The sequence below is a fragment of the Pseudoalteromonas denitrificans DSM 6059 genome, from assembly GCF_900112265.1.
GTDB lineage: Bacteria > Pseudomonadota > Gammaproteobacteria > Enterobacterales > Alteromonadaceae > Pseudoalteromonas > Pseudoalteromonas denitrificans.
Map to the genome: position 1 here is coordinate 1 of NZ_FOLO01000081.1, position 16978 is coordinate 16978.

The 16978-nt window shown below is 33.4% G+C and carries 18 protein-coding genes and 1 pseudogene; 10 read left to right on the forward strand and 9 right to left on the reverse strand.

The genetic code is table 11. The features are described 5' to 3' along the window. Positions 1-287 (forward strand): transposase (locus BM088_RS25195; RefSeq protein WP_281247202.1); only part of this gene is annotated, 287 nt, incomplete at its 5' end. A 29-nt stretch (positions 288-316) separates the two neighbouring features. Here the strand turns inward: BM088_RS25195 and BM088_RS25200 are convergent. Then, complete coding sequence (locus BM088_RS25200) at positions 317-1027, reverse strand: helix-turn-helix domain-containing protein (protein ID WP_091991457.1); 711 nt, start codon at positions 1025-1027, stop codon at positions 317-319. Between the two features lie 4 nt (positions 1028-1031). Then, positions 1032-1493 carry a hypothetical protein gene (locus BM088_RS25205; protein WP_091991460.1) on the reverse strand — a complete coding sequence of 154 codons (462 nt, stop codon included), beginning with the start codon at positions 1491-1493 and terminating at the stop codon, positions 1032-1034. Positions 1494-1713: 220 nt separating this feature from the next. Between BM088_RS25205 and BM088_RS25210 the strand changes: the two genes are divergently transcribed. From BM088_RS25210 to BM088_RS25220, 3 genes are all read left to right on the forward strand, one after another. Then, a complete protein-coding gene (locus tag BM088_RS25210) occupies positions 1714-2397 on the forward strand; it encodes a LipL32 family surface lipoprotein (protein WP_245763918.1) in 684 nt (227 codons plus the stop codon). 167 nt (positions 2398-2564) lie between these two features. Then, positions 2565-3314: a substrate-binding periplasmic protein gene (locus BM088_RS25215; protein WP_091991465.1), complete on the forward strand. Its 750-nt coding sequence runs from the start codon at positions 2565-2567 to the stop codon at positions 3312-3314. Positions 3315-3497: 183 nt separating this feature from the next. Beyond that, on the forward strand, positions 3498-3989 hold the full coding sequence (locus BM088_RS25220) for a TlpA family protein disulfide reductase (protein ID WP_177208177.1): 492 nt from the start codon (positions 3498-3500) through the stop codon (positions 3987-3989). Positions 3990-4057: 68 nt separating this feature from the next. On the opposite strand, the gene BM088_RS25225 is transcribed toward BM088_RS25220, so the two are convergent. Further along, entirely contained in the window at positions 4058-4522 is a 465-nt protein-coding gene (locus BM088_RS25225) for a GNAT family N-acetyltransferase (protein WP_091991469.1), read from the reverse strand. Between the two features lie 298 nt (positions 4523-4820). Between BM088_RS25225 and BM088_RS25230 the strand changes: the two genes are divergently transcribed. From BM088_RS25230 to BM088_RS25240, 3 genes are all read left to right on the forward strand, one after another. Further along, a complete protein-coding gene (locus tag BM088_RS25230) occupies positions 4821-5453 on the forward strand; it encodes a LysE family translocator (protein WP_091991470.1) in 633 nt (210 codons plus the stop codon). A gap of 2 nt (positions 5454-5455) precedes the next feature. Further along, the gene (locus BM088_RS25235) at positions 5456-6229 is read left to right on the forward strand and encodes a class I SAM-dependent methyltransferase (RefSeq protein ID WP_091991472.1); all 774 of its coding nucleotides are present in this window, start codon (positions 5456-5458) and stop codon (positions 6227-6229) included. Positions 6230-6374: 145 nt separating this feature from the next. After that, the gene (locus BM088_RS25240; protein WP_091991474.1) at positions 6375-7373 is read left to right on the forward strand and encodes a substrate-binding domain-containing protein; all 999 of its coding nucleotides are present in this window, start codon (positions 6375-6377) and stop codon (positions 7371-7373) included. Positions 7374-7881: 508 nt separating this feature from the next. Here BM088_RS25240 and BM088_RS25245 read toward each other — a convergent pair. Further along, positions 7882-8376 carry a GNAT family N-acetyltransferase gene (locus BM088_RS25245; protein WP_245763919.1) on the reverse strand — a complete coding sequence of 165 codons (495 nt, stop codon included), beginning with the start codon at positions 8374-8376 and terminating at the stop codon, positions 7882-7884. Positions 8377-8486: 110 nt separating this feature from the next. Then, complete coding sequence (locus tag BM088_RS25250; RefSeq protein WP_177208178.1) at positions 8487-8933, reverse strand: energy transducer TonB; 447 nt, start codon at positions 8931-8933, stop codon at positions 8487-8489. A gap of 514 nt (positions 8934-9447) precedes the next feature. Between BM088_RS25250 and murQ the strand changes: the two genes are divergently transcribed. From murQ to BM088_RS25265, 3 genes are all read left to right on the forward strand, one after another. Then, positions 9448-10389, forward strand: coding sequence for an N-acetylmuramic acid 6-phosphate etherase (gene murQ, locus BM088_RS25255; RefSeq protein ID WP_091991480.1), 942 nt, complete (start codon positions 9448-9450; stop codon positions 10387-10389). Between the two features lie 508 nt (positions 10390-10897). Continuing rightward, positions 10898-12076: a threonine--tRNA ligase gene (gene thrS / locus BM088_RS25260; protein ID WP_091991482.1), complete on the forward strand. Its 1179-nt coding sequence runs from the start codon at positions 10898-10900 to the stop codon at positions 12074-12076. Positions 12077-12710: 634 nt separating this feature from the next. After that, a complete protein-coding gene (locus BM088_RS25265) occupies positions 12711-14231 on the forward strand; it encodes a S8 family serine peptidase (RefSeq protein ID WP_091991484.1) in 1521 nt (506 codons plus the stop codon). Positions 14232-14290: 59 nt separating this feature from the next. Here the strand turns inward: BM088_RS25265 and BM088_RS25270 are convergent, their stop codons facing one another. The 4 genes and pseudogenes from BM088_RS25270 to BM088_RS25285 all read right to left on the reverse strand — a co-directional run. Next, positions 14291-15193, reverse strand: coding sequence for a hypothetical protein (locus BM088_RS25270; protein WP_091991486.1), 903 nt, complete (start codon positions 15191-15193; stop codon positions 14291-14293). 197 nt (positions 15194-15390) lie between these two features. Continuing rightward, a complete protein-coding gene (locus tag BM088_RS25275) occupies positions 15391-16077 on the reverse strand; it encodes a hypothetical protein (protein ID WP_091991488.1) in 687 nt (228 codons plus the stop codon). Positions 16078-16289: 212 nt separating this feature from the next. Further along, the gene (locus BM088_RS25280; RefSeq protein WP_091991490.1) at positions 16290-16637 is read right to left on the reverse strand and encodes a hypothetical protein; all 348 of its coding nucleotides are present in this window, start codon (positions 16635-16637) and stop codon (positions 16290-16292) included. Positions 16638-16649: 12 nt separating this feature from the next. After that, a pseudogene (locus BM088_RS25285) lies at positions 16650-16978 on the reverse strand (IS4 family transposase); the annotation flags it as partial.

Sequence of the window (16978 nt, forward strand, 5' to 3'; positions counted from 1 at the left end):
TAAATGAAAAACTAAAGGAACTCGATGTAGATTTGATTACAACAGTTCGAAAAAACATGAAGTCGAAAGCCATGTCAGCCTTCGATAGAGCCATGTTATCAAAGAGATACATCATTGAAACTATCAATGACCAGTTGAAAAATATATCTCAAATAGAACATAGCCGCCATCGCAGTGAAACAAGTTTCATGCTCAACTTGATATCTGGAATAGTGGCTTATTGCTTAAAGAAACAGAAGCCGTGTATAAAACTATCAGCAGATGTATTTGGTATGATGCCAGACTAATAAATGGCTCTGCTTAACCAGATCTCAGGTTAACTAGTATATGAATGAGGAGAGTCGCCAAAATGAATCTTAAATTTGCGACTAAAAGCTGAAGCATTTTGATAACCTACTTTTTGTGCCACTATGCTAATGGGTGTATCTGTATGTATAAGCAGGGCTTTCGCTTTTTCCATACGGCATTGTGTGATATATGCTTGACTCGTAATGTCCATGCTTTTTTTAAAGTTGATTTTAAATTGTGTTTTACTTAAACATGCATGGCTGGAAAGTTCATCAATAGTATGATTGTGTGCTAGATCTTGGTTGATGATTTCTAATACTTTCTCTATTCTTTTATCGCGTTTATTTAAACAGGGAAGTTGCGCTAATAACTGATTAAATACGACAAAAATACTGGCTTCTATTTCGGTGTTTGCTTGGCTATTCAGTTGGGTTTCAATAAATTGAATTAGGGCAAGTAATGATGAACTAATAGATATTTTTTCATTACAGCAAGAGAGTATATTGCTTGGTAAGTCAAAAGTATCTACCACAATAAAACGAGCTGCTTGTTCAGAGTTAAAATCATGAATTTGATTAGCCTTAATAATTAAGCATTCGCCTATATTTACCTTGCCTGCATACTCTCCAACTTTTATGTTAATTGTGCCATGTAATGGTAACACCAGTTGATGATATTGATGTACATGGCTTTTTAATTGTTTGCTATAAGAGCGAATTGAAAAATGTTCAATGAGCACGTATTTAACCTTGTAAAGTATGCGTATTTAAATTGGCAGCTTTGTTCTTAAATACTTCAATAGAGCCAACTAAATAACAAATGCCTACAAAGAACCAAGTCGTACCTGCAATAAAATCCCATGTATTAAAACCGTGTTTTAAAAAATAAGGTATTACAATGGCGCCTCGGATCAAACAAAGGCTCGCAATCACTGTTAATGCTGTTTTGATTAAGGGGATTTTTTTTATGAGTTTCGTTGCAGATAAAGCATAAAGGCTACAAGTAAACATTAATAACGCTATGAAAATTGCACCTAAAGGGGCTAGCCAGGTGCCTTGTTTTGCTGAGTCAATGATCTCTTGAGGTGCTCTGGCAAAAGCATACCAACTAGGGCCACCAATAATACATAACAAATGCCAAATAGCTGCGCAAGACGCAATAAAACCACCGACTAATAATAATTTTGATTGAATTGATAATGACATAAAGACCCCCTTAGTTGATTCCTTGAAGTTTACCTGTTTAATGTTAATAAAGGATCTTAAAAGTATGTTTTTCTTCTATTGTATGTAAAAAATTATGTATTGGATTAACGTTTAATTTAATGAAATATAATTGTTGATTATTTGTTACAAAAAAACTATAAATAGCACTTGTTCTCAAATGGACAATGAAATAAATAAACAAAACTTAAATGGAGTTATTATGAAATTAATGAAAACAATGCTACTTGTGACGACAAGCTTCTTTTTATGTACGGGCTTTTTTGGTGATGATGATTACAACTTTAAAAGTTCAAAGTCACAAGGTGTTGGGCCATTAAAAGTTGACTTACCATATGTAAAATATGAAAAATATTTTGGGTATGTTGATACAAGTGTCAAGCCTGAAGGAAAATATAAAGATAAAGATGCGTATTACCTTTATATGTGGGTGCCAGCTGCGATAGATGAGTTAGGTGTTTCTATGGTTTCGCCTGCCAAAGATAAGCCAGGTAAAAAAGACTTTGTGCATTCTTTTTTCAAAAAAGGGATGAAAAAGGATAAAAAAGCCTATTTTGATACATATTTAGTACTAGATAAATTAGATATTATTGACCCTAAGAAAATAGATAAAGGCGGTAAAGTTGTTAAAACTTTAAAAACGAATGATGACAGTAGTGAGTTGCCTAAAAATCCAGGCGGTAGAAAATATAACTCAGTTTTACGACATGAGTCTGAAATAAATAGCCCAACTAAAGCACTTGTTCGGGGTGTTTATCGTATTTCATTTACTTCATTTAGAGGTAAGGTCAATGGTTCTTATATGGCAACTATTGGTAGTAATATTCCAGGTATAAAAGTGGCAAGTTCACTGACTAAATTAAATGAGTTAGTTAATAAGCTTTAAAATATCCCCATAAAAATATAATAACCGTTACAGGCAAATGTAACGGTTTTTTATGGATGAGAGCTAGATTCATTAGCATAATTTACTAGTAACATTAGTTTGTCTATATTTTAGAGGAAAGAACGATATCCAGCTCTAAATAAACTTGTTAAGGAAATAGACGATTGATGATGAAAATACTGACATTGCTCTACTTCTTATGCACGAGTGCAGTGGCTGCTCCTATCACTTTTGTTACTGAAAGTTTACCTCCCTATCAGATTGTAGATAAAAATCAGAAATTAATTGGCGGTACATCATTCGCTATTATGCAACGGTTAACAAAACGCAGTCAGTTAAATGTTCAATTTGAAGTAATGCCATGGTCTCGTGCTTATAAAACGGCTTTAACTAAAAAAAATACTTTTATTTTTTCTATTGCTAGAAGCCCCCAACGGGAAAATTTATTTCATTGGGTTGGGCATATCAGGCAGCTTAAATTTCATTTTTATGGTTTAAGTCGAACAAATAAAGACGGCGCTTCCATAACCCATTTGATTTCAAACCAGCGTGTTGCTTCAGTTAGAGGAAGCATTGAAGTTGACTTATTAAAACAAATCGGTTTTAAAGAAAATGAAAATTTAATTTTAACCGATAGTTATCAAGCTGCATGGAAACTCGTATTAAAAGGCAGAGCAGACTCTGTTTATGGTAATGAATATATTGCTAAAGGAATGACTAAATCATTAGGGTTAGATAAAGCTACGTTTTCAGTTAATTTCACTTTAAATCAAGTGCTCAACTTATATTTAGCAGCTAACATAGAAACAGACGAAGACTTAATAAAGCGCGTTAAAATTGAGTTTAATCAGATGATTATGGAGGGGGAACTTGATCACATTATAACTCAACAGGAAAATATCATATTTAATAATTAGCACTCTTTCTGTTGTTTTCTTGTAAAAAAATTTCGACGTGTACCTAATGTAACCTGTTATGTTAACATCATTTATGTTGTCGCAGCTCTTAAGTGGTAATCTGGTCTTGATTTGAAATAAGTCATGAAATCAAAGACTACACAGTGTAGGAGTCATTTTTTTAGTTTGAAAGGAATCAGTTCAATGTTAAAAAAAGTTATCTTTTTTTTATTTATATTCATATCTGTAAATGTGAATGCAGGGAATGAATTAAGAATAGGGGATATACCTCCTAATTATTTAGGTAGAGACAGTACTGGCAATAAAATCAATTTAGAAGACAATAAAGGGAAAGTTGTGGTTGTTTCTTTTTGGGCATCTTGGTGTAGCCCTTGTTTAAGAGAACTTCCTATTTTAGAAAATATCCAAAATAAAATTGGTATCGACAAGATAAATGTTGTTGCAATAAACTTTAAAGAAGATCGAAAGCAATACAGAAAAATAAAAGCAAAGCTATCGGATTTAAAACTGACTCTAACTCACGATAAACGTGGTGTTATAGGTAAAAAATATGGTGTTAAAGCGGTTCCTCATTTATTTATTATTGATAAAGAAGGCAAACTTGCTTTTCAAAATATTGGCTATGGTGATTCATCAATAGATAAACTAGTACAGGTTTTGAATAAGCAATTTTAAACTAATTGGCTAGCGAAATTGCTCCAGCTAGCCTATGAAATGTTAATAAACAAAAAAACGTTTTATTCTTAAAAAGAGCATTGGCTTTTTGTCATAAACAAGCTGTAAGGGTCTTTTTTATAATTAGCAAAGGGCTCACATATCTCAAAGCCAAACTGTTCATACATTTTTTGTGCGGGTAAAAATGCAGCCATAGTGCCAGTTTCTAGGCTGACCCGAGTATAATTAAGTTGTTTGGCTTGTTCTAAGATATGTTGTAATAATTGCTTTGCAACGCCTTTACGAAGATGACTTTGTGAAGTACGCATTGACTTAATTTCGCCATGGCCACTTTCGATCTTCTTCAAAGCACCACACCCTGCTAATTCATTGTTAATTCTAAGCGTCCAAAAAGTAATGTTAGGCGCTTTGAGTGCAGATAAATCTAATGCATGCACACTTTCAATAGGAGAGTGCTGTAACATATCATTATGATGCTCAGTTAAAAGCGCTTTAACATCTGGTTTATCAAGTTCTCCAACCTGTATTTTCATTATATTTTTCACTATTTTTAAATTATCTTTATATTCGTATTTTAGTCATTAGCAATTAACTAGCCAATTTTAACCATTTGATTTTTACTGTTTTATTTTTTTTGTTGGATCAAAGTAGTGCACATTAACTGAAATGTGTCTCTTTTTGGACATTAATGCAATATTGGGAAATGGATGTGATGCAAATTTTGTCACTAAAGAAATTTACATGTTTTAAAATATCCGTAATATTATGCACTGTAAATAATTGTAACTTTGTTAAAATTTAGTCATTCTCACATTTTTAAAGGAAAATATCATGCAACTAGAAAGCTGGTTTGCTTTTTGTTCTATAGCGATTATTGCAGCTGCTATTCCGGGACCCGCAGTTCTTTTGATAATAACGCATAGCTTACAGTTTGGAGCATTAGGTTCGGTATTTACCATTATTGGAAATGTAAGTGGCCTTCTTATCTTGTCTGCTTGCTCAGTTTTAGGTTTAACCGCCTTAGTTAAAGTTTCAGCAACGGGCTTTATTGTTATCAAAATTATTGGTGCATTGTACCTTTTGTACCTGGGTATTAAATTATGGCGTAATGGTGTTAAAGTAAGTAATAGTGGTATTAATAAAACTGAAAAGTTCAATCCTAAACGTTTATACAGCCAAGGTTTATTCATTTCATTAACAAACCCAAAATCAATCATATTTACTTCGGCACTATTTCCACAGTTTATTATTATTTCTGAGCCTTTATTATCTCAGTTTATAATTTTGGTAATAACACTAATGATGAGCTCTTTTATGTGTTTGATTTCATATTCAGTACTCAGTAATAAAATTAAAATTTATGCACTAGGAAAAGAAGTAGGTAGTAAAATAGGTAAAATATTTGGCGCTACTTTTATTTGTGCAAGTGGTGCATTAATAACATCAACACAAAATAGATTATAAAAATGAATTATATTGAAATAAATAAAAAAGCTTGGGATCAGCGTACTCAAGTACATGCTGAATCTCAGTTTTATGATGTAGAAAGTTTTCTTGGTGGTAAATCATCACTCAATACAATTGAGCTGGCTTTACTTGGAAAAGTCAAAAATAAAAACGTGCTTCATTTACAGTGCCATTTTGGTCAAGATACGCTATCTTTGGCACGATTAGGTGCAAAAGTAACAGGTGTGGATTTATCTTTTGAAGCGATAGAAAAAGCAAAATATTTAGCGAAAGAAATAGGCTCTAACGCTGAATTTGTCTGTGAAGACGTTTATCAATTTGGTGAAACCAATAAAACTGAATTTGATATTGTCTATACCTCTTATGGTGTTTTATGCTGGTTACCCGATCTAGATTTATGGGCTGAAACTGTTGCTAAGTCTTTAAAGAAAGGAGGGGAATTATGCCTTGTTGAGTTTCATGCTTTTAATGATTTAATTTCGGGTTATTCTTATTTTCCATCAAGTAAACCGGATGTAGAAAGTGAAGGTACCTATACCGAGAATTGTAAGGGAGAGAAATCTACAGTTGTTACTTGGCCTCACTCTTTAAGTAATGTAATACAAGCCTTAATTAATGCAGGGATCAATATTGAGCAGTTTAGTGAACATGCATACAGTCCATATCCGTGCTCAGAAGGTTTAGACTTTGTTGAAGGTTTTGGCTATCAAAAGTTGATTAATAACCAGCAAATACCATTGCTCTATGCGATTAAAGGTCGAAAGATTGTATAATTTCGAAATTTAAATACAAAACCGATTGAGTTTAAAAATAGATTTATTGATGAACTAAAATATTACTTTAAGCATTATACGTCTGGAATACTGTAATTTGCCAGACTAAAATGAGAAGGACAGTATTAAATGGGGAGCTGAATGAATGAAATTTGTTATATTTTTATTGGCTTTCTTTGCAATATTTATGTTACCTGCAAATACAGATCCTGAATTAAACATAGCATTAATAGGTAAAACAAAAAATGACAGCTTTTATATTCAGTCGTATAAAGGCTGTCAAAATTTTGCTAAGAAACATTCAAAATTAAGCTGTATCTATGATGGGCCTCTTGATTATCAAGACCCAAGAAGCCAGGCGATTGTGGTTTCAGACTTGATAGATAAAAACATTGATGGTTTGATTATTTCTGTTACAGATTCAAATCATTTAACTGATAAAGCACTCAAAGCTGCAGTATTGGCCAAAATTCCTGTACTGACTTTTGATTCGGATTTATTACCTAAAGACCAAGAGTATAGAATGGCTTATGTCGGTACCAATAATCAGGATTTTGGTAGGGCACTAGGAGAGTATGCTAAAAGAATAGCGCATAAAGACCAGCGAAACATATGCATTCATTCAGGCTATCAAAGTACACCTAATCTAAACGATAGAATAAAAGGTGTGCGCTTTGCCTTATCCGGAGGAGAATCAACTGATAGGCTATCGGGTAATTCTGGCTGGTCTGAAATTGACCGTTGTCCCTTGTATTCACTTGGTAAACGAAAATTAGCAATTGAACAGTTAGAGTTTGTATTACAAAAGCCGCAAACTGTTATTAATATTGCGGTTGCGGGTTTTGCACAGTTTTCACCTGATTACATAGATAAAATCAGCCAATATAAAGATAGAATCAGTTCTAAAGAATCTATTATTATTTCAGCCGATACTGAAAAAATACAATTAGAGGCATTAGCGCAAGGGTTATCGAATATTAATATAGGGCAGCGTCCCTATGAAATGGGCTATTTAGCTGCCCAGTTGCTTTATCAATATCTCATAAATAAACAAGAACCCGAAAAAGAATTTTACTTCTTAGATTTTCACTATTGCTCTGTTGAAAATTATAAAGTCTGCACTAGCGCAACTGTGAAACATTAAAGCTAGGCTATTTGGGTCTTTTTTAAAGTTCAAGCTCATGTTTACAAATATAAAAATATAAATTTTCGTGATCTTCATTAGGCATATTATCTACTTTAAAATAACCCCAAATTGCTACAATAACAAAACTAAATGGGAACATGAGGTACCTTAAAGATTTAATTTTTGCTGGTATGTCTATCATTATCTTTGTGGGTTTATAAACTTTAACACTTTTGGGTGGGAATTGATCTGCATTAAACCTTTAAGTCCAATTGGCACTAAAGGCATGGCGATAAAAAAAGCAGTCAATAGTAGTAACCCTACAAATAATGCATTCTAGAGTACCCACATAGCTGATAAATCAAAGGGTGTATGACAATGCGCCGTAATGGTATATCAAGTTATAAAAGGGAATAGCCATTTCTTATTTGTGATAAAAATTAAAGTAGCAGCCTTTTAATTTTATCACTTTTTGAGTATTTTTCGGCAAACTTGGTTGTATTTTTATTCATTTAAAAAAGTGATATTAGTCACTAAGAATACATTGCCAATAACCAACATCAATCCATTTATCAAATTTTTGACCAACTTGTTCAAAATGAGCCGCTTTTTTCATACCAAACTTTTCATGCAATGCAATACTCGCTGGATTAGGCAGGGCAATTCCACCGATTGCTGTATGAATATTTCTATTTTTAAGCGCTTTAAATAATCCGGCATAAAGCTTGGAACCCCAGCCTTTTTCTGTGGTTTTATTATTTAAATAAACAGTGATTTCAACTGAATGTTTATATGCACAGCGTCCTTTCCATTTGCTGGCGTAAGCATACCCTATGATATTGTTCCCATCGTCTTCAGCTATTAACCAAGGAAGCCCATCTTTATTTATACTATCAATACGCTCCTTCATTTGCTCAGCTGTAATGCTTTGGGTTTCAAAAGTGACGATACTATTGTTGATGTAATGATTATAGATATGTACTATAGAGTCTATATCGTCTGTTTTAACTGCTCTTATCAAAATCTATTCTCGTAATCGTAAATGAATGATAAAAATAACAAAGTTATATTTATCATTCAATGTTTTATATTTAGATATGTTTTGTTTTGACTGAAGCGGTTATATTGGGGCTAACTTGTGCAGCTTAACTTTGTTTGTTCAATACACCTTTTTTGAACTTCCTGAAAAGACTCTCCGCCGATACAATAATCTAAGCGAATAACTTTCTCTTGTGCTTTTGCTATACCATGCTTAGTTTCTTGCCACTTTAATTTTTTTATTATTTTTTTACTGGCCTTAAATATCTTTTTTGATGGTATAGATGAAACTAACTCAATATTTTTTGTTTTTCCTGTTTCACTAATTTGTACTTTAAAAATGCCACACCCAGCAATGCCATTTTTTGCTAATTCTATTGGATATATAGGCGATGTTTGTTTTTCCCTTGCCCAAACTGCATTTTCTTTTGAAGGGGTAATATGCGTAAGTTGAATATCGGCATGTATTTTTTTTGCATGGGCCTGTGCAAAAAAAGCCCCTGATAGTGCTAGTATTGCTAATGCTGGTTTTATGGTCATTGATACTTCCTTAATTAAAATTGAATTCCAAATACGTCTAAATATATCAATAATACCTTTTAGGGACAAGTGGTCGGATGTGAATGGATGAATAAAGCGTATTTTTTGTATGATAGTTCCGCACGTAAATAGTGAACTTGCAATTACCATTTTAGTTGTAATTTAAATCGCAAAATTGAAAGTAATTTGCTCCCAGAGATTTACACTCTATAAAATACCAAAATCATGAGGCTAATTTAAGTAGCTTAAAAATGAAATGGTGATACACAAATATCTCTTTTTAATACTTGGAATAGCCTGATATCATTATGTGGTTTAAGTTTATAATATCAATTGTTTTTACTTTGGTTATGAGTATGTTTAGCTATGTTTTTTAGTGAAAAATTCAGTTATAGGTTGTTTGGTAAATGGGTGAAAAGTATCAAAGAACTATAAGCAGTAAAACAGATCGCTTTTGTTTATGCGGTATAACAAAGTATGAAGCGTTATTTTAAAATAAATTTCAAGGTGATAAATGCAAAATGTATCGAAAAATACACAAGTCCAATTGGTAAACTCGTTAGACTCTATCGCAACTGAAGGTCAAAATTTAGATACCTTAGATATTGATTTATTAGATACCTTAGGTGTAATCACAAAAATTAATAATGAAGATCAAAAAGTAGCTGATGCAGTGAAAAAATCATTGCCGCAAATAGCACAAGCGGTAGATCAAATTGTTTTAGCTTTTAAAAATAAAGCGCGATTAATTTATATTGGTGCGGGTACGAGTGGTCGTATGGGGATTTTAGATGCAGTGGAATGCAGGCCCACTTTTAGTGTATCTGATGACATAGTAATAGGTATTATCGCGGGTGGTAATACTGCCATTCAAAGTGCTGTCGAAGGTGCTGAAGATAATAAAAAACAAGGTGTTGAAGATTTAAAAGGTATAGCGATAACAAAATATGATGTACTTGTAGGCATTGCTGCTAGTGGTCGTACACCTTATGTAATTGCAGCAATGGAATATGCAAAACAAGTTGGCGCAACTGTTGTTGGCGTGACTTGTAGTCCAAATCAAGGTGTATCAGAGGTTGCAGATATTGCAATTTGTGCCCAAGTTGGGCCTGAAGCGCTAACGGGCTCTACTAGAATGAAGTCAGGCACAGCGCAGAAACTCATTTTAAATACACTCAGTACTGCAAGTATGATCAGATGCGGTAAAAGTTATAAGAATTTAATGGTTGATGTAAATGCATCAAATGAAAAATTAAATGCCCGTGCAATTCGCATCGTAATGCAAGCGACTGACTGTGACTTTGATACTGCAAATAAGGCACTAGATACCGCAGGCACCAATGCAAAATTGGCAATTCTCATTATATTAACGGGTGCGTCAGTTGAAGATGCTAAAAAAATGTTAGCCGATAATAATGGCTTTTTACGTAAAGCGGTGAGCAACAGTTGTAAATAGATACAATGACTTAATCATAATTAAGGTTGTAACAAAGGTCTCTTCACATACATAACAGTCAGGCTAAGAATCAAAGGTGAGATCAATATTGTTTAGAAGTTTTAAAGAAACTTAGGAATAGTTTAAGAGCGCATTAGCCATGCATCGTTTGGGTTATGGATTTTTTGAAATGCGAAAAGCTTCTGGTTTGATAAGGGCATAAAATGATATGAAAGCGGTATTAATGTGAATAACAGATATAAAATAATAAATATTCTTGGCACTTTTCATTTATTTTGATATAAATAACCCAAGTCACGTACAGTGACGCAAAATTTTATTTTAGGAAATACCCATGAATTACATTATTGCAATGCAAAAAAGTACCACCACCACAACCTGATCCGTTGTGTTGGCATTGTAATAATTAAATTAAGGCTAGCATGATATCATGCTAGCCTTTTTGCTTTTATAGTGCGCCTGTTTTGATTGTCATGTTCGTCTCACATAAAAACTGGAGATAAACATTATGAAAAACGAACACCGTAAAATTGGTCAAGAACTACAACTTTTTAACCTTGCTGATTTTTCATCTGGCATGGTTTTTTGGTATCCCAAAGGTTATTCAATTTACCAAAAGATTGAGTCTTACCTCAGAGACATTCAAACACAATATCATTATCAAGAAATCAAGAGCCCTGTTTTAGCGAGTAGTCAGTTATGGGAAAAATCAGGGCATTTGGAAAAGTTCAAAGAAAACATGTTTTTACTTGAAAATGATGATAATGAACTAGCTTTAAAACCTATGAATTGCCCTTTTCATATAGAAATGTTCAAACAACTTTGTCAGTCATACCGTTCATTACCTTTAAGGCTATCTGAGTTTGGTTTATGCCATAGAAATGAAGCCTCAGGAGCATTAAATGGCTTATTAAGGCTGAGGAGTTTTAATCAAGATGATGGTCATGTTTTTTGTACTAAAGCACACATACAAGCTGAACTAATTGATTTCATGAAAATGTTTTATCAAGTATATGAAAAATTTGGTTTTGATAAAAAAAATATTGATGTGAAAATTTCACTTAGACCTCAAAAAAGAACTGGGAGTGAGTCTTTATGGGATAGCGCTGAAGCATATTTACAACAAGGGTTACAAGTTCTTAATATTCCTTTTGAGTTATTACCTGAAGAGGGCGCTTTTTATGGACCCAAAGTGGAATTTGCCTTGAAAGACTCATTAGGTCGGCAGTGGCAATGTGGTACTTTCCAATTGGATTTTATGTTGGCAGAGCGTATGGGTGCATCTTTTATTAATGAATCAGGTGAGTCTGAATATCCTGTTATTTTACATAGAGCCGTTTTAGGATCATTAGAACGCTTTATTGCGATTATGTTAGAGCATCATCAAGGGCGTTTACCTGCATGGTTAAATCCTAACGCTATTTCTATTATTCCTGTTGCTCAAAGCCATAATATTTATGCTACAGAAGTTTATGACAAACTAAAAAGTTTAGGTTTTAGTATTTCAATAAATAATAATGATGACTCTGTAGGCTATAAACTAAGAAGTCATTTCAAACAAAAAGGGTTATATGCTTTGATCATTGGAGATGATGAAATTCAAGAACAAAACTTAACTGTAAGGGAGAAAAAATCGAACTGTAAAATGCGTTTAGAAGATTTTATTTTAAATATTATGAAGCAGTAGGAGCGTGAGTTAAATTAATAGCTACTCAGCATAGGTAAAGCTGTTTAGAGTTAACAATATAGGATGAATAAACATAACAGCAAGTGGTGTTTCATTGCTGTTATTTTTTGAAAACTAATTTAATCGTGTCTGAAATTAAACATATACTTTAATAGATAAGTATTTGACCTGACTATAGCCTCATACCTTAATGTTTCTGTATTTTATTTTTAAAGAAATATAAAAATAATTGTCATCACAAGGAATATTTTACAGTAGCCATTCGTTATATTTTAGTAAAATGACAAACATGCATGTAAATCACATTATTATTGATTCTATATTTCGATGTTTTTATTATTTAAAACCTGAGAGATCATTATGCGGCCGAGATATTGAAAACCTAGAAGCTCTAACCTGTAACTACTTGATGCAACACGTCCATTCAAAGACTTGGTTATTAAGCAAGAATTGAAATAGCTATCAATAGGGTGACTATTGGCTAACATTGCTATTTTTTTGCTCTGAGCCATAGCGCTAATTACGCTGGTAGCATGATATAAATGAAAATGTTAAAAGTATTGTTTTTACAACTTCAAAGCGTATGCTTAATCATAATGAGGTAGTAATAAATGATTTTAAATGGGGAACTCTATTGAAACGTATCAATGAATCATCACAGATTCGCAATGTTTGCCAAAAAAAATATGACTTATGTCGTTTACTGCAAACCCAAATTGTGCGTTGGTATGTGTTGTTCTCATTGTGTTTATTTATTATGGCATTAAATATTAACCTTGCTCAGGGGACCACAACTGCATATTTTAATATTGGTAATGCCAGTGCTTCGAATGAATATTTTGTCCTGGAGCCCGAGGAAGAACCCGAAGAAGAGTTCGAAGAAGAATTTGAAGAAGAGTTTGAAGAAGAGTTCGAAGAAGAATTTGAAGAAGAGTTTGAAGAAGAGTTCGAAGAAGAATTTGAAGACGAGTTTGAAATATATGATGAAATAATTGCAGAGCAGATAGCAACTTTGGTCGAAGAGTTAGCTGATAATAACCAAGACCCCTTTGGTTATGACATTTGGACAAATGAGTGGTTAATTTTTTCAGATGACAAAATTCAAGCGCAACTAGAAGCTTTGGGTTATAAATTTACTGAAAAACATTATCTTAAAGCTTTTAATAAAACCTTGGCGACTGTGGTTGCGCCGGCCTCATTTTCTTTGCAAGATGATTATGAACAAGTATTAAAACAGTTAGGTGATGTTGCAGATTTTTTTGATTTAAATCATATTTATCGTTATCAAGGCGCATCTCAAGCAAAGCAAAGGGGTAAGACACCAGGTCAAATTATGAGTTTACCGTCACGTTTTTCTGAAAGTATTAAATTGGGTTTAATTGATACCGCAATTAATATCCAACATTCAGCATTACAAAATGCCAATATAAAGCAACGCTCTTTTGTTAAAGGAAAAAAAATAGAGCCAAAAAGTCATGGTACTGAGATTGCGGGTATTTTAGTAGGTAAAAATGATCACTATCAAGGGTTGTTACCTCAAAGCAGTTTATTAGGGGCTTCAGTATTTTTTCAACAAGTTGGGAAGGGTAATATCGCGACCACTCAGTCCTTACTTCAAGGATTAAACTGGTTGGTTGAAAACCAGGTCAAGGTGATCAATATGAGCCTGAGTGGACCACCTAATCGGATGTTACAATTTGCGGTTGACCAACTTTGTAAACAAAATATTTTTATTGTGGCTGCTGTTGGTAATACAGGTCCATTATCTAAACCGCTATATCCAGCAGGCTACCCTTGCACTATCGCTGTAACTGCAGTTGATGGTAATAATCGAATTTATAAGAATGCGGTGATAGGCAAACATGTTGATGTTGCAGCCTACGGTGTTGATTTAAAAACCCTAGATAGTGAAGGTCATTTCAAAAATTCAAGTGGTACATCATTGGCGACTGCTTTTGTCAGTGCGTATATTGCCGCACAATATGCTGAAGATGTTGAGCGTGTTCAAGAATTAAAAAGTTGGCTTTGGGATATTTATAAGGCTTGTATCGACCTTGGGGTAAAAGGATATGATCCCATCTACGGTCATGGTTTGTTACCTGATCCTCAGAGTATGAAAAATCAGGATACGCCTTATGCATTTGATAAAAATTGATCTTGTAAATTAAAGCCTTTAATTTTACACAATGACTTGAAAAGCGAAGCTGAGCTGAGTTACAGCTTATAGCCCAGCATCAAACCAATTTTGGTTTGATTATAATCAGCAGAATCTAAATTAGATTGATTAAAATTACGTATCAATTCTAATTCGCTATACAGTTGCAACGGCCAGTTAATGCGATAAGCGACTCTAAATTGGTTTCGTTTGTCTGATCTGAATTCTCCAATATCCCAATGTTCTTCATCGGAATAATCTCGATTTTGGTAACGGTAGTTTAAATTTAGGCGAGTACGCAGGTCAAATAATTGCATTCGGTAAGTATAAGCGAGTTTAAACTCTAACATATCATAGCTATACAGCACCTCCCGCGCATTTTCATCTTTTAATTTAATGCCAGCCGTCATGTAGTGATTCAAACCATTCAGCATATAATAATATTTACCTGAAATGCTTTTTTGGGTAACAGAACGTTCTTCTAGGTATTCATAGTCTTTTTTACCTAAGCTCACACTACCATGAAGATAATTAGTTTTATTTATGAAATAAGATAGGCTAGGACTTAACTGTTTGAGGTGAAGGAAACGCTCTGAATCTATGGTAGAGTTGGCAAATATCCCATCAATATTCATTTTGAGTTTATCAAACTTATGACTCGTTTTGAGTTTAACTAAGTGGATATCACTGTCATAACCATCTATTGCCAAGTAGTTTTTACTGAAATAAGTATAATAAGCACCCACATTTGTTTTTTTACTCAGTTTTTGCTTATAACCCATAGCCAGTTTGAATTGTCGACTGATACTATCAGAACCAGAGTCTTCTTCAATATCATCGTTAACTACGTTAGAGTCACTTTCACCTTTAAGTTCGAAGACCAATTTCCATGGGCTTTTCTCACTGGCAAACACGGAGGGAAAAACCAATAAGGTACATAATAAACCGATGAAAGCTTTCATCTACTACTCCAAATACAATCGAACAAGCTGAGGTAACAAATTATTCTTTTAGCACTAAGTATACGCGTTGAATAGAGCATTGAATATTTATTACAATCTCTACTTAAAGTGACGTACATTAGTTCAGAATATACCTTAAAAATTTTATTTGAGGAAATCTCTGTTAATTTTCGTCAAAATTAGCAGAGATTTATTGGTTAGTTCTTTTTATACAAATCACTTACCAATTCACCAAGAAAAGTAACCTTGCAAGTGCCAACGTCATTTTTATTTTCGTAATCACTCTGAACAAGGTAACCACTTGCTGAGATAGTGAGATAGCTTTGATAATCACCTTCTTCCTCATCATCTGAATACATGTCGCCGTCGTCATCTGAATCCATGTCGCCATCGTCATCTGAGTCCATGTCGCCGTCATCTGAGTCCATGTCGTCGTCATCTGAGTCCATGTCGCCGTCATCATCTGAGTCCATGTCGTCGTCATCTGAGTCCATGTCGTCGTCATCTGAGTCCATGTCGTCGTCATCTGAGTCCATGTCATCATCATACATTTCATCATCCATGAATCCTTCCCAGTTCCCTACTAATTCAGCCGCTGGATTAATGCTAGATGTTTCTGCACTCGGAAAAACACTTTCTACATTACATTCAGTGGGTAATGAAGCAACTTTACTAAGTAAGGCTGCTTCAACATAATCCATATTAACTTCTTGTTGAGAATTATCAGTATTAGTTTCAGTATATATAGCATTGACCAATAATTTGCTCTCAATCGTTGTCACCTTAATCATACTCAGGTCTGTTGTTTGTGCATTCACAACGCCAGACACTGCAATGGAAATAGCTCCTGCTAAAATTAATTTATTAAAACGATTTATTTTCATAATTTTGATTCCTAGATTAAATTTATTTTTTGATTTATGTATCTACCTTAATACCTATGTTCACAAGATTAAGTACATAAAAACAACCAAACATATTCTTGTAGCCGCTATATATGAGTGCTTAAAAGTGTCTACAGTATTAAAACGTTTACTACTTGATTTTTATTCCTTGGTAATTAAAAGTTTTTCAGAAGAACAAAAAAGTAATTTGTTTAATCACAAGTTGTGGAAATACTTTTTCTTTTATTATTAATAATGAATAGATGAAACTTCATCTGTTCAGGGTTAATCAATTGCCAAACAGGATTGATAGTTTTAGGACAAATAGACTGTTTGATGTAATTTTTTTGATAACTTGATCTCATTTTGAGTGGTGTGGGGATCTGAATATATATGTGCACCATATTACCTATTGATTTACTGCTGTGATAACGCCAATCACCCAGTATAAATAAATTTTTAATAAGTGACTCTATCTCTAACAATACGCTGCGATTTATACTGGTATTTAACTTGTCAGTATGAGTTTTTTCTACGGCTGTAACCTTAGGGCTCCCCATATCTTTTCCATTTTATTTAATCTCATTTATGAGGCTTCTTTGAGCCTTTTTAATGATACATTCTGGTATATGATAATTTTTATGTGTCAGAATTCTTTTTCCTAAATAACAATAAGATAATACTCGTCTTTTCTTTATTGTGTTTGCTTGGAAGTGGTAATGATATTTTAATATTTCTGCTGCCTTTCCAATAAGATACAATGTGTACTGAGCAATTAAAGCTATTAATAATAGAGCCTGCAATCGCTCTATATTATTACTTCTACTGCGCTTTAATCCAAGACCATAATACTCATTTTTTGTATCCCTAAATGCCTCTTCTATTGTCATTCTTCGTTTGT